The sequence below is a fragment of the Modestobacter caceresii genome (assembly GCF_000761485.1).
Lineage (GTDB): Bacteria > Actinomycetota > Actinomycetes > Mycobacteriales > Geodermatophilaceae > Modestobacter > Modestobacter caceresii.
The window spans coordinates 91780-117683 of sequence record NZ_JPMX01000024.1; the positions used below are offsets into that span (position 1 = coordinate 91780).

Annotated in this window: 23 protein-coding genes; 16 read left to right on the top strand and 7 right to left on the bottom strand. The window is 74.4% G+C overall.

All coding sequences use genetic code 11. The features are described from left to right. Positions 1-24: 24 nt before the first annotated feature. Positions 25-315: an Lrp/AsnC family transcriptional regulator gene (locus tag IN07_RS07790; protein WP_036334864.1), complete on the bottom strand. Its 291-nt coding sequence runs from the start codon at positions 313-315 to the stop codon at positions 25-27. Then, positions 312-2174: a DEDD exonuclease domain-containing protein gene (locus IN07_RS07795; RefSeq protein ID WP_081975264.1), complete on the bottom strand. Its 1863-nt coding sequence runs from the start codon at positions 2172-2174 to the stop codon at positions 312-314. Before IN07_RS07795 ends, IN07_RS07790 begins: the two co-directional genes overlap by 4 nt. Before the next feature lie 284 nt (positions 2175-2458). On the opposite strand from IN07_RS07795, the gene IN07_RS07800 reads away from it, so the two are divergent. The 4 genes from IN07_RS07800 to IN07_RS07815 all read left to right on the top strand — a co-directional run bounded on the left by IN07_RS07800 (position 2459) and on the right by IN07_RS07815 (position 6649). Continuing rightward, the gene (locus IN07_RS07800; protein ID WP_036334865.1) at positions 2459-2842 is read left to right on the top strand and encodes a hypothetical protein; all 384 of its coding nucleotides are present in this window, start codon (positions 2459-2461) and stop codon (positions 2840-2842) included. Positions 2843-3160: 318 nt separating this feature from the next. Further along, the gene (locus IN07_RS07805; protein WP_231558048.1) at positions 3161-4147 is read left to right on the top strand and encodes a C40 family peptidase; all 987 of its coding nucleotides are present in this window, start codon (positions 3161-3163) and stop codon (positions 4145-4147) included. Positions 4148-4235: 88 nt separating this feature from the next. After that, positions 4236-5519: a M48 family metalloprotease gene (locus IN07_RS07810; RefSeq protein WP_036334869.1), complete on the top strand. Its 1284-nt coding sequence runs from the start codon at positions 4236-4238 to the stop codon at positions 5517-5519. Next, positions 5516-6649, top strand: a complete 1134-nt coding sequence (locus IN07_RS07815; protein WP_036334871.1) for a glycosyltransferase family 4 protein — start codon at positions 5516-5518, stop codon at positions 6647-6649. The genes IN07_RS07810 and IN07_RS07815 overlap by 4 nt, the downstream gene beginning before the upstream one ends. A gap of 54 nt (positions 6650-6703) precedes the next feature. Here the strand turns inward: IN07_RS07815 and IN07_RS07820 are convergent, their stop codons facing one another. After that, positions 6704-8437 (bottom strand): AMP-dependent synthetase/ligase, encoded by a 1734-nt coding sequence (locus IN07_RS07820; protein ID WP_156119077.1) that lies wholly within the window; start codon positions 8435-8437, stop codon positions 6704-6706. Positions 8438-8669: 232 nt separating this feature from the next. On the opposite strand from IN07_RS07820, the gene IN07_RS07825 reads away from it, so the two are divergent. From IN07_RS07825 to IN07_RS07840, 4 genes are read left to right on the top strand one after another with little or no spacing between them, the layout of a single operon-like run. Next, positions 8670-9101, top strand: coding sequence for an SRPBCC family protein (locus IN07_RS07825; protein ID WP_036334875.1), 432 nt, complete (start codon positions 8670-8672; stop codon positions 9099-9101). Then, the gene (locus IN07_RS07830) at positions 9101-10282 is read left to right on the top strand and encodes an ArsA family ATPase (protein WP_231558049.1); all 1182 of its coding nucleotides are present in this window, start codon (positions 9101-9103) and stop codon (positions 10280-10282) included. Before IN07_RS07825 ends, IN07_RS07830 begins: the two co-directional genes overlap by 1 nt. Continuing rightward, a complete protein-coding gene (locus tag IN07_RS07835; RefSeq protein WP_156119078.1) occupies positions 10279-10746 on the top strand; it encodes a hypothetical protein in 468 nt (155 codons plus the stop codon). Before IN07_RS07830 ends, IN07_RS07835 begins: the two co-directional genes overlap by 4 nt. Further along, positions 10743-11765: an ROK family protein gene (locus tag IN07_RS07840; protein ID WP_052091018.1), complete on the top strand. Its 1023-nt coding sequence runs from the start codon at positions 10743-10745 to the stop codon at positions 11763-11765. Before IN07_RS07835 ends, IN07_RS07840 begins: the two co-directional genes overlap by 4 nt. A 43-nt stretch (positions 11766-11808) precedes the next feature. On the opposite strand, the gene IN07_RS07845 is transcribed toward IN07_RS07840, so the two are convergent. The 3 genes from IN07_RS07845 to IN07_RS07855 form a co-directional block, all read right to left on the bottom strand. After that, positions 11809-13041: an ornithine cyclodeaminase, nickel-pincer nucleotide-dependent gene (locus tag IN07_RS07845; protein ID WP_036334877.1), complete on the bottom strand. Its 1233-nt coding sequence runs from the start codon at positions 13039-13041 to the stop codon at positions 11809-11811. Between the two features lie 92 nt (positions 13042-13133). Continuing rightward, positions 13134-13826, bottom strand: a complete 693-nt coding sequence (locus tag IN07_RS07850; RefSeq protein ID WP_036334878.1) for a hypothetical protein — start codon at positions 13824-13826, stop codon at positions 13134-13136. Next, positions 13823-14614, bottom strand: a complete 792-nt coding sequence (locus IN07_RS07855) for an alpha/beta hydrolase (protein WP_036334880.1) — start codon at positions 14612-14614, stop codon at positions 13823-13825. Before IN07_RS07855 ends, IN07_RS07850 begins: the two co-directional genes overlap by 4 nt. A 93-nt stretch (positions 14615-14707) precedes the next feature. On the opposite strand from IN07_RS07855, the gene IN07_RS07860 reads away from it, so the two are divergent. The 5 genes from IN07_RS07860 (at position 14708) to IN07_RS07880 (ending at position 19507) form a co-directional block, all read left to right on the top strand. Next, positions 14708-15490: a lysophospholipid acyltransferase family protein gene (locus tag IN07_RS07860; protein WP_036334881.1), complete on the top strand. Its 783-nt coding sequence runs from the start codon at positions 14708-14710 to the stop codon at positions 15488-15490. 156 nt (positions 15491-15646) lie between these two features. Then, complete coding sequence (locus IN07_RS07865) at positions 15647-16936, top strand: cation:proton antiporter domain-containing protein (RefSeq protein ID WP_036334882.1); 1290 nt, start codon at positions 15647-15649, stop codon at positions 16934-16936. A gap of 35 nt (positions 16937-16971) precedes the next feature. Continuing rightward, complete coding sequence (locus IN07_RS07870) at positions 16972-17478, top strand: polyadenylate-specific 3'-exoribonuclease AS (protein WP_231558050.1); 507 nt, start codon at positions 16972-16974, stop codon at positions 17476-17478. Between the two features lie 26 nt (positions 17479-17504). Then, complete coding sequence (locus tag IN07_RS07875; protein WP_036334884.1) at positions 17505-18716, top strand: PucR family transcriptional regulator; 1212 nt, start codon at positions 17505-17507, stop codon at positions 18714-18716. 143 nt (positions 18717-18859) lie between these two features. Further along, the gene (locus tag IN07_RS07880; RefSeq protein ID WP_036334886.1) at positions 18860-19507 is read left to right on the top strand and encodes a hypothetical protein; all 648 of its coding nucleotides are present in this window, start codon (positions 18860-18862) and stop codon (positions 19505-19507) included. A 39-nt stretch (positions 19508-19546) separates the two neighbouring features. Here the strand turns inward: IN07_RS07880 and IN07_RS07885 are convergent, their stop codons facing one another. Continuing rightward, the gene (locus tag IN07_RS07885; protein ID WP_231558051.1) at positions 19547-21637 is read right to left on the bottom strand and encodes a methyl-accepting chemotaxis protein; all 2091 of its coding nucleotides are present in this window, start codon (positions 21635-21637) and stop codon (positions 19547-19549) included. A gap of 186 nt (positions 21638-21823) precedes the next feature. On the opposite strand from IN07_RS07885, the gene IN07_RS07890 reads away from it, so the two are divergent. From IN07_RS07890 to IN07_RS07900, 3 genes are all read left to right on the top strand, one after another. Next, the gene (locus IN07_RS07890) at positions 21824-23161 is read left to right on the top strand and encodes a class II 3-deoxy-7-phosphoheptulonate synthase (RefSeq protein WP_036334890.1); all 1338 of its coding nucleotides are present in this window, start codon (positions 21824-21826) and stop codon (positions 23159-23161) included. Beyond that, positions 23161-24216 (top strand): threonine aldolase family protein, encoded by a 1056-nt coding sequence (locus IN07_RS07895; RefSeq protein WP_052091019.1) that lies wholly within the window; start codon positions 23161-23163, stop codon positions 24214-24216. The genes IN07_RS07890 and IN07_RS07895 overlap by 1 nt, the downstream gene beginning before the upstream one ends. 134 nt (positions 24217-24350) lie before the next feature. Next, positions 24351-25850, top strand: a complete 1500-nt coding sequence (locus IN07_RS07900) for a GntP family permease (protein WP_036334891.1) — start codon at positions 24351-24353, stop codon at positions 25848-25850. Positions 25851-25904 lie beyond the last annotated feature (54 nt).

Below are 25904 nucleotides of genomic sequence, written 5' to 3' on the forward strand. Positions count from 1 at the left end.
CGGCTACGTGACGTCCGGGTCGATCTACTGGTCCGGCGACTCGAAGCCGATCGAGAACGCGGCCTCCAGGTCGTGCCGGGAGTGGGCACGGAAGGCGATGTGCGTGGCGGTGTCGACGACGCCGGGCACCTTGTTGATCCGACCGGCGATGACCTCGGCGATCTCGTCGAACTCGTGCACCCGGACGAGCGCGACCAGGTCGACGTCGCCGGCGACGGAGTAGACCTCGCTGACCCCGGGCAGCGCGGCGACCGCCTCGGCCACCTCGCCGATCGAGTCGGTGGCGGCATCGATCATCACGATGGCGGTGATCACGTCCGGGATGCTAGCCCGGTCGCGACCCGGCCGCGCCGTCCGGCGGTGCGCCCACCGGCTGGCGGGGCACCCGGGGCGACCCGGTCCGGCTGGCTGCGGGTGCTGAGTGACCGGGTGTCGGCGAAGGGGTCGCGCTCGGCGCGGCCGGCCTCCACCTGGGCGAGGAAGCCGCTGTAGTCGCCCGTGCCTGGGGTGCGGCTGGCCAGCGTGCCGGTCAGGTCGACCAGGCGGGTGCCGGGCTTCTCCATCCAGCGCAGCACCAGCTCCGTCTCGTCGACGGAGGCGGCCAGCTCGTCCTCCGGGCCGGTCGGGGTCTCGGCGGTGGTGCGCAGGTCGGCCAGGTGGCCACGGACGGACCGCCCCCGTTCGGCGACGCCGGCCGCGACCAGCCGGCCACGACGGACCACCGCCAGCTGCCACCCCCCGGCGCCGTCCGGCCGGGCGAGGACCAGTTCGGGCACGGTGGCCAGCGACTCCAGGCGCTGTCGGCGCCGGACCGCCCGGACCAGCACGGCCACCCGGTCGCGCAGCACGGCCGCCTCCTCGTACCGGCCCTCCTCGGCCAGCCGCTCGACCCGGTGCAGCAGCGGTGCGACCAGGTCGCGGGGGTCGGACTCGACAGCCGCCCGGAACACCGTTGCGATCGAGGCGTACTCCTCGCGGCTCTGGTCGCCGGTGCAGGGCGCCCCGCACCGGCCCATCCCGGCCAGGGCGCAGGCGCTGCCCAGCACGGTCAGCGACAGGCGGGAGGTGCACTGCCGCAGCGGCAGGGACTCGTGCACGGCGGCGACGGCGGCGTCGGCTGCGCGCCGGTCGGGGAAGGGGCCGAGGAACGCGCCGGCCCCTGGGCGCACCCGGCGCACCACCGACAGCCGGGGGAACGGCTCGTCGGTCAGCCGGACCCACAGCGCGCGCTCGGGGAACCGGGACCGCCGGTTGTACCGGGGCTTGTGCTCGGCGATCAGCCGGAGCTCCCGGACGGCGGCCTCGAGGTCGTGCGCGCACGGCAGCGCCTCGATCCGCTCGGCGAGGGTGATCATCTCGGTCATCCGGCTGCGCTGCTCGCCGGCGGAGAAGTAGCTGCGCACCCGGCTGCGGAGATCGCCCGACGTGCCGACGTAGAGCGGTTCGTCGCGAGGGCCGCGGAAGACGTACACCCCGGGGCCGGAGGGGACGTGCTCGGCGAGGTGGCGCTTGCGGCGACGCTGCGGGTCGACCTGGCGGGTCAGCCCGGTCAGCTCCTCCAGTGAGGTGATGCCCAGCGGCCCGAGGAGCTCGAAGAGCCCGTGCAGGACGTCGACGGTCGCGCGGGCGTCGTCCAGCGCGCGGTGACAGGGCTGGGTGGAGGTGGAGAAGTAGGGCGCGAGGGTGGCCAGCTTGCAGTTGGGCACCTCGTCGCGGCTGAGCAGCCGGCGGGCCAGGACGGCGGTGTCGACCGAGGCGAACACCGGCCAGGGCACCCCGCTCGCCTCGCAGGCCGCCCGCAGGAACCCCAGGTCGAAGGGGGCGTTGTGCGCCACGAGGACGGCGCCGCGGGCGAACTCCAGGAAGGCCGGGAGCACCGCGTCGATCCGCGGTGCCGCGGCCACCATCATCGAGGTGATCCCGGTCAGCACGCTGATGTAGGGCGGGATCTCGTGACCGGGGTCGACCAGGGTCTGGAACTCGCCGAGCACCTGACCGCCGCGGACCTTGACCGCCCCGATCTCGGTGATCGCGCTGTCCTTGGGCGAGCCCCCGGTGGTCTCCAGGTCGACGACCACGAAGGTGACCGCGGCCAGGGGGGTGCCCAGGTCGTCGATCGTCGCCTGTTGGAAGCGTGGCCCGGCCTGCTCCCGGTGGCCGCTCGGCAGCGCCACCTGCCGCCACCGGGAGGGGGCGGGGCCCGTGCTGGGGGCGGGGGCCGGAGGGGGTGCTGGTGGCTGCGCTGACGGCAGGGCAGGTACGGACGGCACGGCGCGGACGCTAGGTCGCGGGTCCGACAGTCCCCGGGAGGCCACGCCGCGTGAGCCGTCGGCCGGGGCCGCGGGGCCCGGCTCGTCGACGCGTCGTCCGGGACCCCCGGCCGGGAGCTGAGCAGAACTGTCGGTGGTCGCTCCTACGGTCCGTGGTGTCTGGACCACAGGAGACAAGGAGAGCCGCCGTGCTCATCGACTGCGACACCTGCACCGTCCGCGGTCACGGCTGCGACGACTGCGTCGTGACCGTCCTGCTGGGCGCCCCGCCGGACTGGCGGGGGAGCGCCCCGACCGTCGTGCCGCTCACGCGACGCCGGCCAGGGGTGTCCGCCGGCGTCCCGGCCGGTGAGGGCGTGCTGGTCGCCGGTGCCGCACCGGGGGAGGCGTCGGCCGACAGTGCGGGCGGGCCTGGCCAGGGCGTGGCCCAGGGCGTGGCCGAGGGGGCGCGCCCGGTCGTCGAGTGGGACGACGTGGAGGAGCAGGCCGTCCGGGCCTTGGCAGACTTCGGGCTGGTTCCGCCCTTGCGTCATCAGGATGCGTCGTCCCACGGAGACCGCCACGTGAGCTGACAAATCGCAACCCTGTGATTTGTCAGTTCCTGGGGTCATTTCGAGGTTTGACGGGGCTAGGTCTCGATCCGGTCACGGACATACGTTTGTCGTGTCCGAACGAGACGAAGTCGCCACAGAGGGTGACCTCGCTCGGGCACCGCCGGATCACCGACCCGTTCCACGGGTGGTGCGCCGCGGTCCGAGTGAGAGAAGTGGAGTCCGCCGCCCGTGGCGAGCCCTCAGTCCCGCGCCCTGCCAGCATGGTCGACCCCCGCCGCCGACACCCCGGTGCACGCGCGCCCCGGCCGTATCGCCGGTCGGTTGGGCGTCGGGATCGTGGCAGTCGTCGCCGCGAGCCTGACGCTGGCGGTCCTGCCGGGCGATGCCGCCGCGGCTCCGGGCGACCAGGCCACCGAGGCGACCAGCCCGGAGCAGGCCACCCAGCTGGCGGCCGACGCGACCCACGAGCTGGAGGTCGTCACCGAGCAGTTCAACGAGGCGCAGGAGACGCTCCAACAGCAGCACGCAGCCGCAGCCGCCGCGGCACAGACGGTCGCCGAGGCGCAGGCCGCCCTGGCCGCCCTGGACGAGCAGGTGCGCCGGGTCGCCCGCAGTGCCTTCACCGGCGAGAACCTGTCCCGCTTCAACGCCCTGATGACCAGTGGGTCGCCGGACGAGTTCGTCTCCCAGGTGACCACCCTGGACAGCATCGCCGGGCACACGAACGACGTCCTCGCCCAGGTGAGCGCGGCGGCGACTGCTGCTGCGCAGGCACAGGCGGAGGCGGAGGCGGCGGCCGCGGCCGCGGCCGAGACGCTGCAGGACGTCGCGACGCGGCAGCGCGACCTCACCTCCCGGGTCGACGACTACCAGGCTCAGTACGACGCCCTGACCGTCGTCCAGCAGGAGGAGGTGGTCGAGGAGCACGCCGGGCCGGTGCTCGAGGCGCCGGTCGAGGTGGTGGCCACCAGTTCCTCGGCGCAGGTCGCCGTGGACACCGCCATGGCCCAGCTCGGTGATCCGTACGTGTGGGCCGCCGGCGGCCCGGACGCCTTCGACTGCTCGGGCCTGACGCAGTACGCCTATGCGGCGGCGGGGGTGACCCTGCCGCACTCCAGCCGCCTCCAGTCCACGATGGGGACGGCGGTCTCACGGAGCGAGCTGCAGCCCGGCGACCTGGTCTTCTTCCGCAGCCCGGTGAGCCACGTGGGCATGTACATCGGCGGTGGCCAGATGGTGCACGCGGCCACGTTCGGCGTCCCGGTGCAGGTCACCAGCGTCGACATGGCCGGCTACGCCGGGGCGCGCCGCTTCCTCGGCTGAGCCGTCCGGTCCGGCCGTCCAGCCGGGTCACAGGCAGCCTGCCTAAGCTCGGCGCCGTGCCCCTCCCGTCCGGTCCGCGAGCCCACGGATGAGCCGAGGAGGAGCCGCCGGGTCCCGGCGCGTGGCGCTGCTGGTGGCGGCGGTGCTCGGTGCCGCGCTGGTCGCCGTGATCGCCGTGGCCACGCCGTGGGACGTGCTGCCCGTGCCGCCTGGCGGCCGCACCCCGGTCGATCCGGGCGCCGCGTTCGGCCCGGAGCAGGTGGCCCGGGCGGAGGCATTCACCGCAGCACTGCGCCCGGCCTCGCTGACCTCGCTGGTGCTGAGCCTGCTCGTCTCGGCGGTCTTCGGGCTCACCCGGGCCGGGGCGGCGACGGCGCGGGCCGTCGCCCGGCCGCTGGGCGGTGGCTGGGCCTGGCAGGTGCTGCTCGGCTCGCTCGCGATCCTGCTCGTCGGCCGGTTGGTGACCCTGCCGCTGTCGGCCTACGGCGAGGTGGTGCGGCGTCGCTACGGCCTGTCCACGCGCGGCTGGGACCTGTGGGCGCGCGACGTCGCCACCTCGTACGGGATCTCCGCCGGGTTGACCGCGCTGGGGCTGCTGGCCCTGGTCGCGCTCGCCCGGCGGGCCCCGCGCACCTGGTGGGCGTGGGCGGGCACGGCGGCCGCGGCCCTGGTCGTCATCGGGTCGTTCCTCTACCCCCTGGTGATCGAGCCCGCGTTCAACCGCTTCGAGTCCATGCCCGCCGGTCCGCTGCGCACGGAGCTGATCGAGCTCGCCGATCGCAGTGGCACCCCGGTCGACGACGTGCTGGTCGCCGACGCCAGCCGGCGCACCACTGCGTTGAACGCCTACGTCTCCGGCTTCGGCTCCACCCGGCGGATCGTCGTCTACGACACCCTGCTGGACCAGCGGCCCGACGAGGAGATCGTCTCGATCACCGCCCACGAGCTCGGGCACGTGGCGAACGACGACGTCCTCACCGGCACGCTGATCGGGGCGCTGGGCGCCGGGGCGGGCGTCGCGCTGCTGGGCTGGCTGCTCGGCTCGCCTCCGCTGCTCCGCCGGGCCGGCGCGGCGGGGCCAGGGGACGGGGCGGTGGTCGGCCTGCTGCTCCTGCTGCTCTCCCTCGGCACCCTGGCGTCGACGCCGGTGCAGAACCTGGTCTCCCGGCACATCGAGGCACGGGCGGACCTGCACGCGCTCGACCTGACCCAGGACCCGAACTCCTTCGTGGCGGTGCAGCAGGCACTGGGGGGCGCCAACCTCAACGACCCCGATCCGCCCGCGATCTGGCAGTGGGCCTTCGGCTCGCACCCCACGGTGCCGCAGCGGATCGCCTTCGCCGCCGACTGGGTGGCGGTGCGCGACCGGTGAGCGGGGACCGCACCCTGGTCGTCACCAACGACTTCCCGCCCCGGCAGGGCGGCATCCAGACCTTCGTCGCCGCCCTGCTGGCCACCCGGCCGCCCGACTCGCTGGTCGTGCTGGCCTCGGACCACCCCGGCTCCGCCGCGTACGACGCCGCCCTGCCCTATCCGGTGGTGCGTGCTCCCACCGGCATGCTGCTGCCGACGCCGCGCGTCGCCCGGACCGCTGCCCGGCTGGTCCGCGAGCACGGCTGCCGGACGGCGTTCTTCGGCGCGGCGGCACCGCTGGGACTGCTGGCGCCGGCGCTGCGCCGGGCCGGGGTCGAGCGCCTGGTGGGGGCCACGCACGGCCACGAGACCGGCTGGGTGGCCCTGCCGGCGGCCAGGCAGCTCCTGCAGCGCATCGCCGGCGGGCTGGACGTGGTGACCTACATCAGCGAGTACACGCACGGGCGGCTGGCCCCGGCCCTCGGGGTGCGCACGGACCTGGCCCAGCTCTCGCCCGGGGTCGACGTCGACCGGTTCACCCCGGACGCCGACGGGGCGCCCGTCCGGGAGCGGTACGGGCTCGGGGACGACCCGGTGGTGGTCTGCGTGTCCCGGCTCGTACCGCGCAAGGGGCAGGACCTGCTCGTCGAGGGCTGGGCGCAGGTGCTCGCCCGGCACCCGCGCGCCAAGCTGCTGCTGGTGGGCGGCGGTCCGCTGGAGCAGGCGCTGCGGCGCGCCGTCTCCGACCGGGGGCTGACCGGTTCCGTCGTCCTGACCGGGGGAGTGCCACCGGCGGACCTGCCGGCGTACTACGCAGCCGGGGACGTGTTCGCCATGCCCTGTCGCACCCGACGCGGTGGGCTGGACGTCGAGGGGCTGGGCATGGTGTTCCTGGAGGCGGCCGCCTGTGGCCGACCGGTCGTCGCCGGCACCTCGGGCGGGGCGCCGGAGACCGTCCGGGAAGGGGTGACGGGGCACGTGGTGGACCCGCGGTCGCCCGCCGCGGTCGCGGGCGTGCTGGCCGACCTGCTGGACGACCCGGCGCACGCCCGGGCGATGGGCGAGGCCGGCCGGGCGTGGGTCGAGCAGCGGTGGTCCTGGACGACGATCGCGTCGACCTTCGCCGACCTGCTCGACCCCGCGCGCTGAGCGCGGGGCCGAGCAGCTCGACCGTCAGGCGCTACCGCGCTCGACCGTCAGGCGCTACCGCGTGTAGAGCGCCTCGACCTCGGTGCCGAACTGCTTCATCACCACGGCCCGCTTGAGCTTCAGGCTCGGGGTGAGGGTGCCGTTGTCCTCGGTGAAGTCGTCGCTCAGCACCCGGAACTTCTTGATCGCCTCGGCCTGCGAGACGGCCTTGTTCGCCTCGGCGACCGCGGTGTCCAGCTCGGCCAGCAGCTCCGGGTCGTCGCGCAGCTGCTCGGGGGTGAGCGAGGTGTCCTTGCCCTGGGCCTTCAACCACGTCGGGAGCGCCTCGACGTCCAGGGTGACCAACGCGGCGATGAAGGGCCGCTGGTCGCCCACCACGAGGCACTGGCTGACCAGCTTGTGCGCCCGCAGCCGGTCCTCGAGCACGGCGGGGGCCACGTTCTTGCCGCCCGCGGTCACCAGGATCTCCTTCTTCCGCCCGGTGATGCGCAGGAAGCCCTGGGCGTCGAGCTCACCGATGTCGCCGGTGCGGAACCAGCCGTCGGCGTCGATGGCCTCCGTGGTGGCCTGCTCGTTCTTCCAGTACCCGCGCATGACGATCCCGCCGCGCAGCAGCACCTCGCCGTCGTCGGCGATCGCCGCATCGACGCCGGGCAGCGGGCGCCCGACGGTGCCGATGCGCAGCGCCGCGTCGTGGTTGACGGCGGCGGCAGCCGTGGTCTCGGTCAGGCCGTAGCCCTCGAAGATCGTCACGCCGATGCCCCGGAAGAAGTGGCCGAGCCGCTCGCCCAGGGGGGCGCCGCCGGAGATGGCGCCGGCACAACGCCCGCCGAGGGCGGCGCGCAGCTTGCCGTAGACCAGCTTGTCGAACAGGGCGTGCTGCACCCGCAGCGCCAGCCCGGGGCCGCCGGTGTCCTGCGCGCGCGACCAGTCGACGGCCACCTCGGCAGCCCGGCCGAAGATCTTGCCCTTGCCGTCGGCCTCCGCCTTGGCCTTGGCGCCGTTGAACACCTTCTCGAAGACCCGGGGCACGGCCAGCACGAAGGTGGGCTGGAACCGGCCCAGGTCTCCCACCAGGTCCTTGATGTCGGGGGTGTGGCCGATGACCGTGCGGGTGTTGAGCGCCCCCACCTGCATGACGCGGGCCAGCACGTGGGCCAGCGGGATGAACAGCAGCAGCGAGCCGTCGGGGTTCATGAACCGGCTCAGCAACGTCATGCCGTTGCGGATCTCGAACAGGAAGTTCGCGTGGGTCAGCTCGCAGCCCTTGGGCCGGCCGGTGGTGCCGCTGGTGTAGATGAGCGTGGCCAGGCTGTCGGCGGAGAGGCTGGCCCGCCGGGCGGTCAGCTCGCTGCCGGGCACGTCGGCGCCGGCGGCGGTCAGGGTGTCCAGCCCGCCGTCGTCGATCACCCACACCGGGCCCAGCTCGGGGGCCTCGGAGCGCACGGACTCCACGGTCGCGGCGTGCTCGGCGTTCTCCACCACGACCGCCCGCGCGCCGGCGTCGGAGAGGATCCAGGCGACCTGGTCGGCGCTGGAGGTCTCGTACATCGGGACGACGACGGCGCCGGCGGTCCAGATGGCGTAGTCGAGCACCGTCCACTCGTAGCGGGTCCGGGCCATCAGCCCGACCCGGTCGCCGGCCTGCACGCCACCGGCGATCAGCCCCTTGGCGACACCGGCGACCTCGGCGGCGAACTCCGCGTAGGTGACGTCGACCCACTGACCGGCCTGTTGGCGCCGCAGCCCGACCTCGTCGGGGTGCTCGGCCGCGTTCGTGGCGACCATGTCCGTCAGGGCGTCTCCGGGCCCCACGCTGGCGGTTGGGGGAACGCTCAGTTCGCGCACGCCGTCCTCTCTGTCCTGCCCGGCCGGGGGCTCCGTCGCCCCGCCGCTCCGGACCAGGGTCCGGGGCCAATCTAGTCCGCGCGGCCACCGCGCAGTAGCCGAGCGGCCCGTGCGGGGGAGGAGGCCCGGGAGGAGGCCAGGCCGGGGGTGGGCAGCGACTACCCTCCGCCCCATGGCTGACCAGTCCACCCAGTCGATCGTCATCGACGCGCCTGCCGCCGAGGTCATGACCGTGATCGCCGACTTCCCGGCCTACCCGTCGTGGGTGTCGGCAGCCAAGCAGGTGGAGGTGCTCGAAACCGGAGCGGACGGGCGCGCCCGCCGGGTCCACTTCGTGCTCGACGCCGGTGCGGTCCAGGACGACTACGTCCTGGACTACACGTGGGACGACGACCGCCGGGTCGACTGGACGCTGGTGCAGGGCCAGATGCAGAAGCAGCAGGACGGGTCCTACTCCCTGTCCGATTCCGGGGACCGCACCACCGTCACGTACTCCATCACGATCGACCTCTCGATCCCGATGCTCGGGATGATCAAGCGCAAGGCCGAGAAGGTCATCCTCGACACCGCGCTCAAGGAGCTCAAGAAGCGCGTCGAGGGCTGATGCGCGCCGTGCAGGTCCTCCTCGTGACCGGCCCCGGTGGCGCCGGCAGCTCCACCGTCGCCGCGGCCACCGCCGCCCGGCTGGCCGAGGCCGGTTCCCGGTGCGTGCTGCTCACCGGCCAGCCCGTCGGGATCGCCGACCTGGCCGACCGGGTGACCGTCGACGTCGTCAGCCCCCAGCCCGCGCTGGAGGAGCTCTGGGACCGGCACGCCGGTCAGCTGGCCGACGCACTGCCGTTGCTCACCGTGCCGCCGGCCTCCTCGGTCGTCCCGCTCCCCGGGGTCGCCGAGTTCGCGCTGCTCGCCGCCCTGGCCGGGCACCTCCGCGACAGGGACACCGACGTCGTCGTGCTGGACCCCGGCCCGACGGCGACGGCGACGGCCCTGCTCGGCCTCCCCGGGGCGCTGCGGTGGTGGCTGGCGCAGGCCGCGCCGACCCGGCTCCGGGTGCTCGCCACGCTGCGGGCGGCCGCCACCCCGGGCCGCGCCGGGGTCACCGCCGGGCTGCTCGCCGGCGCCGCGGCGACGGAGGAACTGCTGGACGCGGTGGCGCTGGCCGACCCCGCCCGCACCGCTGTCCACCTGGTGCTGCGCCCCGACGCAGCCGCGGCAGAGCACGTGCGGAACGCGGCCACGGCACTGGGCGTCCACGGTCAGCGGATCGCCTCGGTCACCGTCTCCCGGCTGCTCCCGGGCGGCTCGGGGGAGTGGTGGCAGCAGCGGGCCGCGGCGCAGGAGCAGGCGGTCCACTCGGTGCGCGCGCTGCTGGGGCCGGTGCGGGAGGTGGCCGAGGCCGCGGTCCCGCCCGCCGGTGTCGCCGACCTCCTCGCGCTGGGCGCCGCCGTCCCCGAGACCGCGGTGCAGCCGCTCACCCGGGCCGTGCCCCGCCGGGTGGGCGGCGAGTGGTTGCTCGACGTGCCGCTGCCCTTCACCCGCCGCGGCGAGGTGGAGCTGACCCGCTGGGCCGACGACCTCGTGGTCACCGCGGGCGGGGTGCGCCGGTCGCTCGCGCTGGACGCACTGCTCCGCCGGTGCACGGTCTCCGGCGGGGCGCTGACCGATCCGGGCACCGCCCGCGCGGTGCTGGAGGTGCGCTTCGTCCCCGACCCGGACCAGTGGCCGGCCGGGCTGCTGGCCGTCGGCGCCACGGCGGGTGCGCCGGCCGAGGGGGGCGGGGCATGACCGCACCCGGCCCCGACTGGGTCGAGCAGGTCCGTCGACTGGCGGCGGGACTGGCCGCCGAGCACACGGCGGGAACGCGGCTGACCGACGTCCTGGGTGAGCTGCTGGGCACCCCCGCCGCACGGCCCGAGGACGACGGTGCGGCGACACGGCCGCAGCCGGCGGACGACTGCCGCTGGTGCCCGGTGTGCGTGGGCCTGGCGGCGCTGCGCGGACGCCGTCCGGACCTGGTCGAGGCGCTGGCCGACGTGCTGGCCAGCGCCGCCACCGCACTGCGCGCCCAGGCCGGCGCCCCGGCCGACAGCACGCATCCGGCCGACCCTTCCCGCACGACCCCGGACGGCAGCGTCGCCGCGCCCGAGGCCCCTGCCCCCGACGTCCGCACCGCGGACGCGTCTGCCCCTCCCGAGGAGACCGTGACCCACCCGGCCCCCGCCCCCGTCCAGCGGATCGACGTCGCATGACCGACCCCGACTCGCAGGGCCCCGCCCCGACCCCGACCGGCCGGGCCGCCCAGTTGCCTGCGCTGGGCATCGACATCGGCGGCACCAAGGTCGCCGGCGGCGTCGTCGCCCCCGACGGCACCATCCTGGACACCGCCCGCCGGGCCACCCCGGGCAAGTCGGTCACCGCCACCGAGGACGCCATCTCGGCCGTGGTCGACGAGCTCGCCCAGCGGCACGGCGGCCCGCTGGTCGGCGTCGGCGTCGGCGCGGCCGGCTGGTTCGACCGCACCGGTGACACCGTGCTGTTCAGCCCGCACCTGGCCTGGCGTCACCAGGCGCTGCGCAAGGACCTCGCCGGCCGGCTGCAGCGTCCGCTCTGGGTGGGCAACGACGCCGACGCGGCCGCCTGGGCGGAGTACCGCTATGGCGCGGCCCGCGGCAGCAGCCTGATGCTGATGATCACCCTGGGCACCGGGATCGGCGGCGGCATCGTCATCGACGGCCGGCTGCAACGGGGCTCGCACGGCGTGGCCGGCGAGTGGGGGCACATGCGCGTGGTGCCCGACGGCCGGCTGTGCGCCTGCGGCAACCGCGGGTGCTGGGAGCAGTACGCCAGCGGGAACGCGCTGGGCCACACCGCCCGCGAGGTCGCCGACCACTCCCCGGCGGCCGCGGCCGATCTGCTCGACCGGGTGGACGGCAACGCCGCGCGGCTCACCGGGGAGGTCGTGGCCCGGGCCGCGGCCGACGGCGACCCGCTGGCCATCGAGCTGCTGTGCGAGGTCGGCACCTGGCTGGGGCAGGGGATCGCCGACCTCTCGGCGATCCTCGACCCGGACGTGGTGGTGATCGGCGGCGGGGTGAGCGTGCTCGGCGAGACGGTGCTGGCGCCGGCCCGGGAACGGCTGGAGCGGGCGCTGCCCGGTCGTGGGTTCCGGCCCGGGCCGCGCGTGGTCGCCGCCGAGCTGGGTGCGCAGGCCGGGCTGGTCGGCGCCGCCGACCTGGTGCGCCGTGCGGTGGCCGACGGCGACGGCTGAGGGAGGCCGCCGCTGCAGGGGCCGACCGGCGCGGTGCCCCGGCTCACTCCGGGGCGAGCTCGCGGGCCAGCTGCTCGAGGAAAAGGCCGATGTCGGTGACGATGCCCATCGCCTGGGCGCTGCCCCGGTCGGCCAGCTTGGTCACCGTCGCCGGGTTGATGTCCACGCAGACCAGCGGCACCGACGCCGGGAGGATGTTCCCGGTGGCGATCGAGTGCAGCATCGTGGCCACCATGATCGCGAAGCCGACGTCCGGCAGCTCGGCACGCATCGCCCGCTGACCGTCGATCACGTCGGTGATCACGTCGGGCAGCGGACCGTCGTCGCGCACCGAGCCGACCAGCACGAACGGCTTGCCGGCCTGCACCAGCGCGTGCATCACCCCGCCGGTGAGGACGCCGTTCTCCACCGCCGCGGCGATCGACCCGGCCGCCCGGATGGTGTTGATCGCCCGGATGTGGTGCTCGTGCCCGTGCGGCACGCCCGAGCCCTTCGCCAGGTCGACCCCGAGCGAGGTGCCGAACAGCGCGGACTCGATGTCGTGGGTGGCGAGCGCGTTGCCGGCGAACAGGACGTCGACGTAGCCGGCCTGCACCAGCCGGACCATCGCCGGCGCGGCACCGGTGTGCACCACGGCCGGGCCGCCCACCCACAGCACCCGCTTCCCGGCGGCCTTGACCTCCCGCATCCGCTCGGCGATCTGGCGCACCAGCAGGGCCTGGGGCTTCTCGCTGGAGACGGAGGAGGACATGAAGCCGAAGTCGTCCTCGTCGCCGCGGGGCGCCTGCGGGGGGAGCTCCACGCGCACCCCGTGGGCGCCGCAGACCACGGCGTCCCCGGCCCGCACGTCGCTGACCGGGACGGTGCGCACGACCGGACCATCGGTCACCACCAGGCCGCAGTCCATCTCCGGGCGCTGCACCCGCAGCCACTCCCGGTCCAGCCGGACCAGGGTCTCCAGGTTGGTGGTCGAGTAGAAGTCCTCCGGGAAGACGCCGTCGGAGGGTGCGGGCCGTGTCGTCGCCGTCCCCGGGTCGACGGCGTTGGCCCCGTGCACCTGCACCCGCATCAGGATGCGCTCCAGCAGTTCGGGTTCGCTCGCGCTGACCTCGACCAGCGCCCGGGACTCGTCCTGGTGCTGACGACCCAGGTCCAGGTTGTCGATCCGGTAGTCCCCGCCGTACTCGAGCACGTCGTCGAGCACCCGGGCGAGGATGCCGGTGTCCATCAGGTGACCGGTCAGGGTGACGACGGCGGAGTGCGTCGAGGAGCTCATCCTGCGGAGGCTAGCCGCCCCCCGTACGTCACCCGGCCCCGCTGCTGGGTCCCGCGCCGAGCCGGCGAGGCGTGGGGGCAGCGGGGTCCTCCTCAGACGACGGCGCCGTTGTCCCCGTCGTCCGAGTCGCGGTCCCGCATCCGGGACACCAGCACGCTGACGCCGCCCACCACCGCGGCCACCCCGAGCACCAGCCCGAGGTCGATGGACAGGCCGACCCGGGTCGGGGCGATGAGCAGCACGGCGCCGAGGCCGATGAGCAGCAGCGCGTAGAGGGAGGCCGGTGCCAGCACCGGCAACGGCGGGGGAGGGGGCGGCTCGTAGTGGTCGTCGAAGGCGTCCAGCACCGACCGCTCGGCCGGCGGCGGGGGCGGGTCGTCCCGCGGCTCGGCGGCCACCACGTTGCGGCCGTGCTCGGCCTCGAAGGCGGCGACGATCCGGGCGAACTCGGCGTCCTCGTCGGTGACCCGGTCCGACCGCGGCGGCACGGGCCGCGGAGCGGTCGGCTCGTCGGTGTGCTTGTCCACGACGGCGGCGGCCTCGGCGCGCTGGGCGCGGTCGACGAACAACCGGTCCGACGGCGGGCTGGGGAAGGAGACGCTGCGGGTGTAGGGCTGCACGTCGGTGGCCGGCTCGAGGTAGGCGGCGATCCCGGCGGCGGCCAGCAGGTCGAGCAGGTGCTCGCCCACCCGCGGGTCGACGTCGCGCAACGGGTGCCACAGGGTGGCGTCCAGCCCGTTGTCGCGGCGGCCGCGGCCGCGGCCCGGACCGCGGGGGAGCGTCACGAGCTGCTCACCCGGGCCGCGGGGACGCGCTCCCGGATCCACTCCACCGAGCGGGCGAAGACCATCGGTGCGTCGTTGTCCAGGGTGGCCACGTGGTAGCTCTCGTGCAGCAGCACCTCGGTGGTGTCGGTGCTGCCGACCCCGGCCAGCAGCACCCGGGTCGAGGCAGGCTCCACGACGTGGTCGGTGACGCTGCGGAACACCAGCAGCGGGGCTCGTACGGAGCCCAGGTCGGCGCGCACGGCGGTCCACAGCCGGCGGAGTGCCAGCGCGGCCCGGGTGGGCAGCCGCGGGTAGGCCAGCTCCACCGGCCCCGGCTTCTTGATGTCGTTGGCGACCGGCGCCCAGGCCGGGGTGAGCCGCGCCAGCAGCGGCAGCAGCCGGGCATCGCGTCGTTCGGTGAGCAGCGAGGGGTTGACCAGCACCAGGGCGGCGACGTCGTCCGGACGCCGCTGGGCCAGCCGCAGTGCCAGGGTGCCGCCCATCGACAGCCCGGCCACCACGACCGAGCTGCACCGGCCGCGCAGGTCGTCCAGCGCCGCGGACAGCTCGCGGTACCAGTCCTCCTCGGTGCTGACGTTGGCGTCCTGCCAGCGGGTGCCGTGGCCGGGCAGCAGCGGGCAGCGCACGGTGAGGCCGGCGGCGGCCAGGTGCTCGCCCCAGTCCCGCAGGCTCTGCGGGGTGCTGGTGAACCCGTGGCACAGCAGCACCCCGACCGACCCGCCCGGCAGGTCGAACGGGACGGCGCCGGGCATCAGCGACCCGGCCTGCGGTGCGGCCTGCGGCATCGGTCCTCCGGAGCGGTCTGGCCGTGCGGCGTCGGCTGCGATTGTCGGGGTGTTGTGCCCCTCCTTAGTCTGACAGTCGCTGAGGGAGGCGCGTTGTTCTACTGGTTCCTCAAGTTCGTGGCCCTCGGGCCGATCGTCAGGCTCGTGTTCCGGCCCCGCGCCGAGGGCATGGAGCACGTTCCGTCGACCGGTGCGGCGATCATCGCCAGCAACCACCTGTCGGCGGCGGACTGGATCTTCATGCCGCTGTCGCTGCGTCGGCGGGTCACCTTCCTGGCCAAGGCGGAGTACTTCACCGGCAGCGGGCCCAAGGGAGCCGCCCAGCGCCTCTTCTTCGGCGGCAGCGGCCAGGTGCCGATCGACCGCACCAACGCCTCCGCGGCCGAGGACGCGATCCGCACGGGCATCCGCATCCTCACCCAGGGCAGGCTGCTGGGCATCTACCCCGAGGGCACCCGGTCGCCCGACGGCCGGCTGTTCCGCGGGAAGACCGGCATCGCCCGGATGACCCTGGAGACCGGCGCGCCCGTCGTCCCGGTGGCGATGGTCTACGAGCCGCGGACGGTGCCGCTGCCGGGCGCGCTCGGCCGCCGGCTCAGCAAGCACATGGTGCGGGTCGTGGTGCGGTTCGGGAAGCCGCTGGAATTCTCCCGCTACGACGGGCTCTCCGGCGACCGCTTCGTCGAACGGTCGATCACCGACGAGATCATGTACGAGATCATGGAGCTCTCCGGCCAGGAGTACGTCGACCTCTACGGGGCGAAGGTGAAGAAGTCGATGGACACCACCGGCGTCACCGCGACCGAGGCCGTGGCCCGGCTGCAGCCCCCGCCGCACGAGGCCGCCGACCGGTTGCCCAGCTCGCTGGCCGGCTGAGTCTCCGCCCGGCGCCCGGCTGAGACGCGGGCCCCCTGTGGGGCAGCGCTCCGCAGCGCCGGTGGTGTGGCCGGACGTCGACCCGGGCACTCCCGGCAGATGCCCTCCCGGAACGAAGCCCCGGCGCGACGGCGCCCGAGCGTCCGCTGATCGGGGATGGACCCCACCGGTCTGGCCTACCTCGTCGCCGGCGCCGCGGCCCTGCTGACCGCCCTGTTGCCCCGGCTGCTCCGCCGGCTGCCCATCTCGATGCCGATGGTGGTGGTGACCATCGGCATCGCTGCCTTCGCCACCGTCGACGGACTGCCCATCCCTGACCCGCTGGCGCACGAGACCATCGCCGTCCACCTGACCGAGGCCGGCGTGATCGTCTCGTTGCTGGGCGCCGGGCTGGCACTGGACCGACCGCTGGGCTGGAAGCGCTGGTCGACCACCTGGCGACTGCTCGGCATCACCATGCCGCTGACCGTCGTGGCGACGGCCCTGCTCGGTGGCTGGTTGCTGGGGCTGGGGGCGGCCGCTGCGGTGCTGCTGGCCGCTGCCCTGGCCCCCACCGACCCGGTGCTGGCCACGGAGGTCCAGGTGGACGAGCCGACCGGTGAGGCGGAGAGCGAGGACGAGGCGCGCTTCGCGCTGACATCGGAAGCCGGCCTCAACGACGGGCTGGCCTTCCCCTTCACCTACGCCGCGGTCGCCATGGCCACCCTGGGTGCAGCGCCGTCGAACTGGCTGGGGCAGTGGCTCCTGCTCGACGTCGGCTGGCGGATCGCCGCAGGTGTCGCCGTGGGCATCGGGGTGGGCTGGGTGCTGCGCGCGATGTTCTTCTCGGCCGGGCAGGAGCGGGCCCGGCTCGTCGAACGGGCCGAGGGGTTCGTCGCGCTCGCCACCGTCTTCCTCGCCTACGGGATCGCCGAGCTCGTCGAGGGCTACGGCTTCGTCGCCGTGTTCGTCTGCGCCTGCACCATCCGGGCCGCAGAGCGGGCGCACGGCCACCACCAGGTGCTGCACACCTACGTCGAGCAGCTGGAACGCCTGCTGACCATCGTCGTCCTGGTCCTGCTGGGCGGTGCGGTCGCCCGGGGGGCGCTGGCCGACCTGAGCGGAGCCGAGGTGGGCCTGGCCGTCGTCCTGGTGCTGCTGGTCCGGCCGCTGGCAGGCTGGGTGGGGCTGCTCCGCGGGCGCACGGGCCTGCGGGAGCGCAGCGCCATCTCCTTCTTCGGGGTCCGTGGCATCGGGTCGCTCTACTACCTCGCCTACGGCCTGAGCCAGGCCGAGTTCGCCGGCGCCGAGCAGCTGTGGCGGGTGACCGTCCTCGTCGTCCTGGTCTCGGTGGTCGTGCACGGGATGGCCGCGACGCCGGTCATGACCTGGCTGGACCGCCGCTGGCAGCGCGCTGCCGCGGCGGTGCGCGGGGACGACGCAGCGGCCCCGGTCACCCCGGTCTGAGCCGACGTCGAGGGGCCGACGCCTACGGTGTGCCGGTGAGCGTGCGGCGGTACTTCTACGACACCGAGTTCATCGAGGACGGCACCACGATCGACCTGGTGTCGATCGGCGTGGTCGACGAGACCGGCCGGGAGTTCTACGCCGTCAGCACCGAGTTCGACCCGGACAGGGCGATCCCGTGGGTGCGCCGCAACGTCCTGGACCAGCTGCCCTCCCCGGCGGACAAGGCCTGGCGCAGCCGGGAGCGGATCCGGGCGGACCTGCTGTCCTTCCTCACCGCACCCGGCGAGGAGATCGAGCTGTGGGCCTGGTTCGCCGCCTACGACCACGTGGCCCTGGCCCAGCTGTGGGGTGCGATGCCGGCGCTGCCGCGGCCGATCCCGCGCTTCACCCGTGAGCTGCGCCAGCGCTGGGACGACGCCGGCCGGCCCGAACTGCCGCCCAAGCCGGCGGGGACGCACGACGCGCTGGTCGACGCGCGCTACAACCTGACCCGCTGGCAGGCGATCCAGGCGGCCGGAGGTCGTCCGGCGCCCCGCTGACCTGCGCGGGGCACGACACTGGCCCGGTGGACGCAGCTGCGACGCCGGAGGAGGCGCTGGCCCGGATCGCGCGGGCGGCGGCCGGTGAGCAGGGTGCGCCGGTGGGGCTGCTGGACGGCTACCTGCCGGCGGTGCTGGCCGTGGCGCGCACCGGGCGCCGGCTCGGCGTCGCCGAGGAGGAGTCCTGCCGTCGGCTGGGTGGGGAGGCCGCGCGGGCCGGGGTGTCGTTGCCGGCGCTGGTCGACCTCTACATGACGGCGTCCCGGCGACTGTGGCCAGAACTGCCCGACCTGCTGGGCCGGGTGCGGTCCCGGCCGGTCCGGCCCGCGGAGCTGGTGGGCATCGGCGAGGTCGTCTGGCGGGCCGCGGACACCGCGCTGGCCGCCCTGGCCACCGGCCACCTGGACGCCCAGCACGAGGTGGTGCGCCGGGAGGAGGCCTACCGGCGGGAGTTCGTCGACGACCTGTTCAGCGGCCGGTCCGACGTCGGGTCCCTGGTCGAGCGGGCCGAGCCGTTCGGCCTGTCGCTCACCGCGACGCACGTGGTCACCGTGGCCGGGACCGACCGGCCGATCGACTCGGGCATGCACGTGGCCGGTGCGGTCGAGGCGGCGGTCCGCGCCCGCACGGACGGCCAGGGCCTCCTGGTCGCCGCCAAGGACGGGCGGCTGCTGTGCATGCTCTCCTCGCCCGCCGCCGACGGCCGCGGCGGTGGCGGGATCGGCCCGCAGGAGCTGGCCGAGGTGGTGGGCCGGGCCGTTGCCCGGCTGACCCACCGCTCGTCGTGGCGGGTGGGGGTCGGGCGCCCGCACGCCGGGCCGCGCGGGGTGCTGCGCTCCTACCGGGAGGCCATCGACGCCCTGGACCTGGCGGCCCGGCTGGAGCTGCCGCAGCCCGTCGTCCACGCGCGTGACCTGCTGGTCTACCGGGTGCTGCTGCGCGACGAGACGGCGATGGCCGACCTGGTGCAGACCGTGCTCGGCCCGCTGGTGGACGCCCGGGGCGGGGCCGAGCCACTGGTGTGCACGCTGGCCGCCTACTTCGCCACCGGCGGGAACGCCGCGGCGACCGCCCGCGCCCTCCACCTGAGCGTGCGGGCGGTCAGCTACCGGATCGAGCGCGTTCACGCCCTCACCGGACACGACGCCACCGACCCGGCCGACCACCTGCCGCTGCTGGTCGCCGTGACCGGGGCCCGGATGCTCGGCTGGCCCCGCCGCCGGCTGGTCGTCGACTGAGGCCCCGCCGGTTGCCGGGACCCGGCAACCGGCGGCGGCGGACGGTGCCCGGTCATGGCGGTGCGGCCGCCCGGAGGACGGGCCACCGTCGGCGGACGGCGAGTGTCCATGGTCGGCCTCGCCCGTGGCCCGAGGAGGCGGCCGTGTCCACGTCCACCGGAGGCAACGGCGCCAGCTCGACCGGGGGCGTCCGGGCGTTGCGACTGCTGCTCGTCGTCCTGTACGTGGGGATCGCGCTGCCCGGGGCGCTGGTGACCCCGGTGCCGCGGATGCTGCTGCTGGCGCCGCTGGTCGGCGCCTTCGCCGCCGTCGTCGCCGGGCTGGTCGACCCCGGGTTCCCGGCGCAGCCGCGCGCGCGGCGGGTCGTGCTGGGGGCCTTCGCCGGTGCGGCGCTGACCGTGCCGTTCGCCAGCGGTGTCGGCCTCCTGGGGCCGTCCGGCGCCTGGCTGGTGATCGGCATGATCCTGCTGGCGGCGACCGTGGTCGGGTCCTGGATCGCCGAGTGCGACTCGGCACCGCTCCCGCTGTCGGACCCGCGGCGGGTGGCGGCGTTGCGTGACTTCGTCAGCGTGCTGTCCACCGAGGCGCTGATCCGCGAGTGGCGGGCCACCGGGACACCGCTGCAGGTGGCGACCGACCCGCAGGAGCGGGCAGCGCTGGTGCGGGTCCGTGGGCTCATCCTCGACGAGCTGGTCCGCCGGGACCCGGAGGCCATGGCCCGGTGGCTGGAGGACGGCGGACCGGCCGACCCCGGGACGGACGTGCGCCGGCAGCGGGGCCCGGCCGGCTGAGGGCCGCCGGCAGCAGGTCGCTGCCGGCAGCCCTCCTGCTCAGACCGTGAAGACGTTGATCAACCGGTTCAGCTCCCCGGAGAGCTGGTCGAGCTCCCGGGCCGCGCTCCGGGCGGAGTCGACGTCGGCCGCGGTGCGGTCGGCGTCGGTGGTCACGTCGTTCATCGTGTCGGTCACCGACGTGGCCCCGTCGGCCACCGAGTTGACGCTGCGGGACAGCTCGTTGGTGACCGCCGTCTGCTCCTCCACCGCGCTGGCGATGGTGGTCTGGTGGTCGTTCATCTCCCGGATGACCGCGACGATCTGACTGATCGAGCCGACCGCGGCGGTGGTGTCGGCCTGGATCGACTGCACCCGCTTGTGGATCTCCTCGCTGGCCCGCGAGGACTCCTGGGCCAGCTCCTTGACCTCGGTGGCGACGACGGCGAAGCCCTTGCCGGCCTCACCCGCGCGGGCCGCCTCGATCGTGGCGTTGAGCGCCAGCAGGTTGGTCTGCTCGGCGACCGCCGAGATGACCTTGACCACGTCGCTGATCTCGCGCGAGCTGGTGCCCAGGGCCGCGATCGCCGTCTCGGTGCTGGCGGCCAGCTCGACCGCACCCTGCCCGACGTTGCTGGCGTCGCTGGCGCTGCGGGCGATCTCCCGGATCGCCGACCCCATCTGCTCGGCGCCGGCCGCTGCGGAGGTGACCCCGGAGCTGATGTCGGCGGCCGCCTGGTGGGCGTGCCGTGCCTGGTCCCGGCTGCGGGCGGCCCGCTCGCTCAGCCCGTCGGCCACCCGGGCGACGCCGGAGGCCGAGACCGCGAGCGAACCGGCGGCGGAGCCGATGTCGCGGATCGTGCCGGCCACCTTGTCGACGAACCGGTTGAAGGCGCCGGCGAGCTCGCCCACCTCGTCCTGTGCGGAGTCGTCGACCCGCTGGGTCAGGTCGCCCTCGCCGTCGGCGATCTCGGCCATCCGCTGCCGCAGCGCCTCCAGCGGTGCGGTCAGCCGCCGCCCCAGCCACCAGGCGAGCGCCAGACCGGCGAGCCCGACCAGCAGCGCGGAGACGACCAGCGCACTGAGCATGGACGAGCGGCCGTCCTCCAAGCCCTCGACGGCGGCCGCGAAGTCGCTGTCCTGCGCGTCGACCACCAGCACCCAGTCCCAGGGCGCGTAGTAGCTGACCTGCACCGTGTGCGTGCCGGTCGCGGCGTCGCGGTAGCGGACGGTCGCCTGCTCACCCGGCTCCAGCCCGACGGCGGCCGCCACCACCTCCTGGATCCAGGGCTTGCCGTCGGCGTCCTGCGCCTCCAGCAGGGAGGTGCCCTCGGCCTGCCCGTCCTTGCTGATCAGCACCGTGCCGGCCCGGTCGCCGGTGCCACCGAGGGCCCAGACCGTGCCGTTCGCGCCGGCAGCGGTGGTCTGCAGGCTCTCCCGCAGCGCGGGCAGGTTCTCCTGCTTCACACCCACGTAGAGCATGCCGATGACCTGTCCGTCCGCGTCGAACAGCGGCTCGTAGGCGGTGACGTACCAGGAGTCGACGACGAACGCCGTCCCGCGGTAGGTCTGGCCGTTCAGCACGGCGGAGACGACGGGGCTGGGCGCGCCACCCGCGCCGACCGCGGGGATGTAGGTGCCGATCGCCCGGGAGCCGGTGGCGCTGACCACGTTCGTCGCGACGCGGAGCATGTCCCCCGCGGGGTTCATCCGCTGGAAGACCGTCGCGGTGCCGCCGACCAGCTCCTGCACCTGGTCCACGACCGGGGTGGGCGCCGCGACGTCGGCGTTCTTGCCCAGCCACGTCCCGCCGACCTCGACGCGGGGAAGCGCGACGGGGACGACCTCGCCGGTCACCTGGTTCTTCGCATCCCAGGCGACGGTGTTGCGGGTGGCCGAACCGAGCCCGAAGCCGCCGGCCTGCTGCAGCACGTAGCCGGCCACCTCCAGGTCGTTGTCGACGGCCGCGGCGATCGAGTCGCCCTGGCTGGAGACGACGTCGTACACGCCGTCCGCGGTCTGCTCGATGCTGTGCTGGACCATCTCCTGGACGTCGGCCTTGGCGGCGTCGGCGAACTCGCCGCTCTGCCAGGCACTCACCGCCAGCATGGCCGCCGCGGTCACGGTGACGCTGGCCACAGCCAGTGCCACCACCTTCGTCCTGATGCCCCTGCGCACGTGTGCTCCCTGGCCCGCTTCCCCGGGCGGGAGAGATCCCCGCCTCGAACGGGGTCATCGGCAGTCGAGTGGATCTTCGGTACCGGCCGGCGTCCGGGTGCGTCCCACCAGCCGGACAGGAGTTCTCGGAGGGGGTGCGGCGCGCCGTACGCTCAGGGGGTGAGCCTCCCTGAACCCGCCGAGCTCCTGCCGGACCTGGACCGGTGGCGGGGACTGCCCGCCGCCCAGCAGCCGGAGTGGCCCGACCGGGCCGCCGTCGACGCCGTGCTGTCGACCCTGTCGAGCGTGCCGCCCATCGTGGCGCCGGCCGAGGTCGACACCCTGCGCCAGCAGCTGGCCGACGTCGCCCAGGGCAAGGCGTTCCTGCTCCAAGGCGGCGACTGTGCCGAGACCTTCGACCTGAACACCGAGCCGCACCTGCAGGCGACCACCCGCACGCTGCTGCAGATGGCCGTCGTCCTCACCTACGGGGCGAGCGTGCCGGTGGTGAAGGTCGGCCGGGTGGCCGGGCAGTACGCCAAGCCCCGTTCGTCGAACACCGACGCCCTCGGGCTGCCGTCCTACCGCGGCGACATGGTCAACTCGCTGAACCCGGTGCTGGCGGAGCGGATCCCCGACCCGGGCCGGCTGGTGCGCGCCTACGCGAACTCGGCGGCGGCGATGAACATGATCCGCGCCTACGCCCGCGGCGGGCTGGCCGACCTGCACGCCGTGCACGACTGGAACAAGGACTTCGTCGCCAGCTCGCCGGCCGGGGTGCGCTACGAGGTCATCGCCCAGGAGATCGACCGGGCGCTGGCGTTCATGAAGGCCTGCGGCATCGACGACGCGGCGCTGCGCGGGGTGGAGCTCTACAGCAGCCACGAGGCGCTGATCCTGGACTACGAGCGCGCGCTGACCCGGATGTACGAGGGCCGTCCGTACGCGCTGAGCGCGCACTTCGTCTGGGTGGGGGAGCGCACCCGGCAGATGGACGGTGCGCACATCGAGTTCGTCTCCAGGCTGGCCAACCCGATCGGCGTGAAGATCGGTCCGGGCACCACGCCGGAGCAGGCGACCGAGCTGGTCGAGCGGCTGGACCCCGACGGCGTCCCCGGCCGGCTCACGCTGATCAGCCGGATGGGCAACGGCAAGATCCGCGACGTCCTGCCCGGCATCGTGGAGAAGGTCACCGCCAGCGGCCACCAGGTGGTGTGGCAGTGCGACCCGATGCACGGCAACACCCACGAGTCGCCCAGCGGCTACAAGACCCGGCACTTCGACCGGGTGGTCGACGAGGTGCTCGGCTTCTTCGACGTGCACCGCGGGCTGGGCACCTGGCCCGGCGGCATCCACGTCGAGCTCACCGGTGAGGACGTCACCGAGTGCCTGGGCGGGGCCATGGAGATCAGCGACGCCGACCTGAACAGCCGGTACGAGACGGCGTGCGACCCGCGGCTGAACACCGGCCAGTCGCTGGAACTGGCCTTCCTCGTCACCGAGATGCTGCGCGGCTGATGTACGGCATCGACACCGACGGCCCGGCCACCCGCGGCGACGCGGTCGACCTGCGTTCGGACACGCTCACCCGGCCCACCCCGGCCATGCGCCGGGCCATGGCCGAGGCGGAGGTCGGCGACGACGTCTACCGCGAGGACCCCACGGTCAACGCGCTGGAGGAGCGGGTCGCCGAGCTGTTCGGCCACGAGGCCGCGCTGTTCGTGCCCTCCGGGACGATGGGCAACCAGATCGGACTGCGGCTGGTCTGCGAGCCCGGCCAGGAGGTGCTCGGGGACGCCGACGCGCACGTGCTCACCTACGAGATGGGTGCGGCGGCGGCGCTGTTCGGGCTCTCCTCCCGCACGGTGGTCTCCGAGGGGGGCCGGCTGTCGGCCGACCAGCTGATCGCCCAGGTTCGGCCCCATGGCGACTGGCACCTCACCGCGACCGCGGCGATCGCCGTGGAGAACACCCACAACCGCGGTGGCGGGCTGGTGCAGCCCCTCACCGAGCTGGAGCGGCTGTTCGCCTGGTCCCGCACCGCCGGGGTGAACGTGCACCTGGACGGCGCCCGCGTGTTCAACGCGTCCGTGGCCTCCGGGGTCCCGCTGGCCACCTACGGGCGGCTGGCCGACACCGCGTCGGTGTGCCTGTCCAAGGGGCTGGGCGCGCCGATCGGTTCGGTGCTGGTCGCGAACGCGGAGCGGATCGCGGCTGCCCGGTTGTGGCGCAAGCGGCTCGGTGGCGGCATGCGCCAGGTCGGCGTGCTCGCCGCGGCGGCCCACCATGCGCTGGACCACCACCTCGACCGGCTGGCCACCGACCACGAGCACGCGCGGCTGCTCGCCGAGCGCCTCGGCGTCGACCCCACGACGGTGGAGACGAACATGGTCGTCGTCGACGACGTGCCGGCCCCGGCCGTCGCCGAGGCCGCCAAGGCCCAGGGGGTGCTGGTCGGCCAGGTCAGCGCACGGCGGGTCCGGCTGGTCACCCACCTGGACGTCGACCGGGACGGCGTGGAGCGGGCGGCCAAGGTGCTGACCCAGGTGATCGGCGACCTCGCGGGCCACTGAGGCGGCCACCTCCGGGCGAGACCTGATCGTCACCTGGGGACCTCTCGCGCGCAGGTGATCACGACTGCCAGAGTGGTGCCCTCGTCCGCGCCCGCGGTCGAGACCACGTCGCCGTCGACTCTAAGAGGTCTCCCGTGCCAGAAGTCGAACCAGCCCTGGGCACCACACCGCTGTTGCTGATCGCCGTGGGCGCCGTCGCCGTGCTGCTCGTGTTGATCATGAAGTTCAAGGTCCACGCCTTCGTGGCGCTGGTGCTGGTCAGCCTGCTGACCGCGCTGGCGACCGGGATCGCCATCGGGGACGTCATCGACACCATGCTGGCCGGGTTCGGCTCGACCCTGGCCGCGGTCGCGCTGCTGGTCGGGCTGGGCGCGATGATCGGCAAGCTGCTGGAGGTCACCGGCGGCGCCACCGTGCTGGCGGACTCGCTGATCAACCGGTTCGGGGAGAAGCGGGCACCGCTGGCCCTGGGCGTCGCGTCGCTGCTGTTCGGCTTCCCGATCTTCTTCGACGCCGGCTTCGTGGTCTTCCTGCCGATCATCTTCAGCGTCGCCCGTCGGTTCGGTGGCTCGGTGCTGCTCTACGCGCTGCCCTCGGCGGGCGCCTTCGCGGTCATGCACGCCTTCGTGCCACCGCACCCGGGGCCGGTCGGCGCCGGCGACATCCTGGGCGCCGACATCGGGCTCCTGGTCGTCGTCGGCCTGGTCATCGGCCTGCCCACCTGGTTCATCTCCTGCTACCTGTTCAGCCGGTGGATCGGCGGGCGGGTCATGGTGCCGATCCCGTCCACCCTCGCCGGTCGCAAGTCCGAGGCCGACGACCCCCGGGTCGACACCGACGTCGACGACGCGGGCGGTCCGGACGGCCGTGGCCCGGGTGGCCCGGCAGGCACAGGTGGCGGCGCCACCGTGGCCGCCGGCACGGCGACGTCGACGGACACCCGGACCGGGCCGCCGAAGTTCACCACCGTGCTGGCCCTGCTGCTCCTGCCGCTGGTGCTCATCCTGCTCAACACCGGCTTCAACACGCTGGCCACGGCCGGGGCGGTCGACGGGGACGCCGGGTGGCTGGACTGGGTGACCCTGCTCGGCCAGACGCCGGTGGCGCTGCTGATCACGCTGCTGGTCGCCGCCACGGTGCTCAGCCGTGAGCGGTTCTCCCGCGCGGAGACCGAGGACCTGCTGAACTCCTCGATCGGTCCGGTCGCGGCGATCATCCTGATCACCGGCGCCGGCGGCATGTTCGGTGGGGTGCTGCGGTCCAGCGGCATCGGCACCGCGCTGGCCGACAGCCTGGAGTCGATCGGCCTGCCGGTGATCGTCGCGGCCTTCGTGATCGCGACCTGCCTGCGGGTGGCCCAGGGCTCGGCGACGGTCGCGCTGCTGACCACCGCCGCGCTGATCGCCCCGGCGGTGGCGGAGAACGACCTGTCCCGGATGGACACCGCGCTGGTGGTCATCGCGATCGCCTGTGGCGCCACCGTGCTCTCGCACGTCAACGACTCCGGGTTCTGGCTGGTCGGCCGGTTCCTGGAGATGGACGTGAAGACGACCCTGCGCACCTGGACGGTGATGGAGACCCTGATCGGGGTGGTCGGTTTCGCCATCGCCTGGGCGCTGAGCCTGGTCTTCTAGTGCCGAGTCAGGCAACCTTCGCCCGCTTGATGGTCTCGGCTCGGCGGATGACCT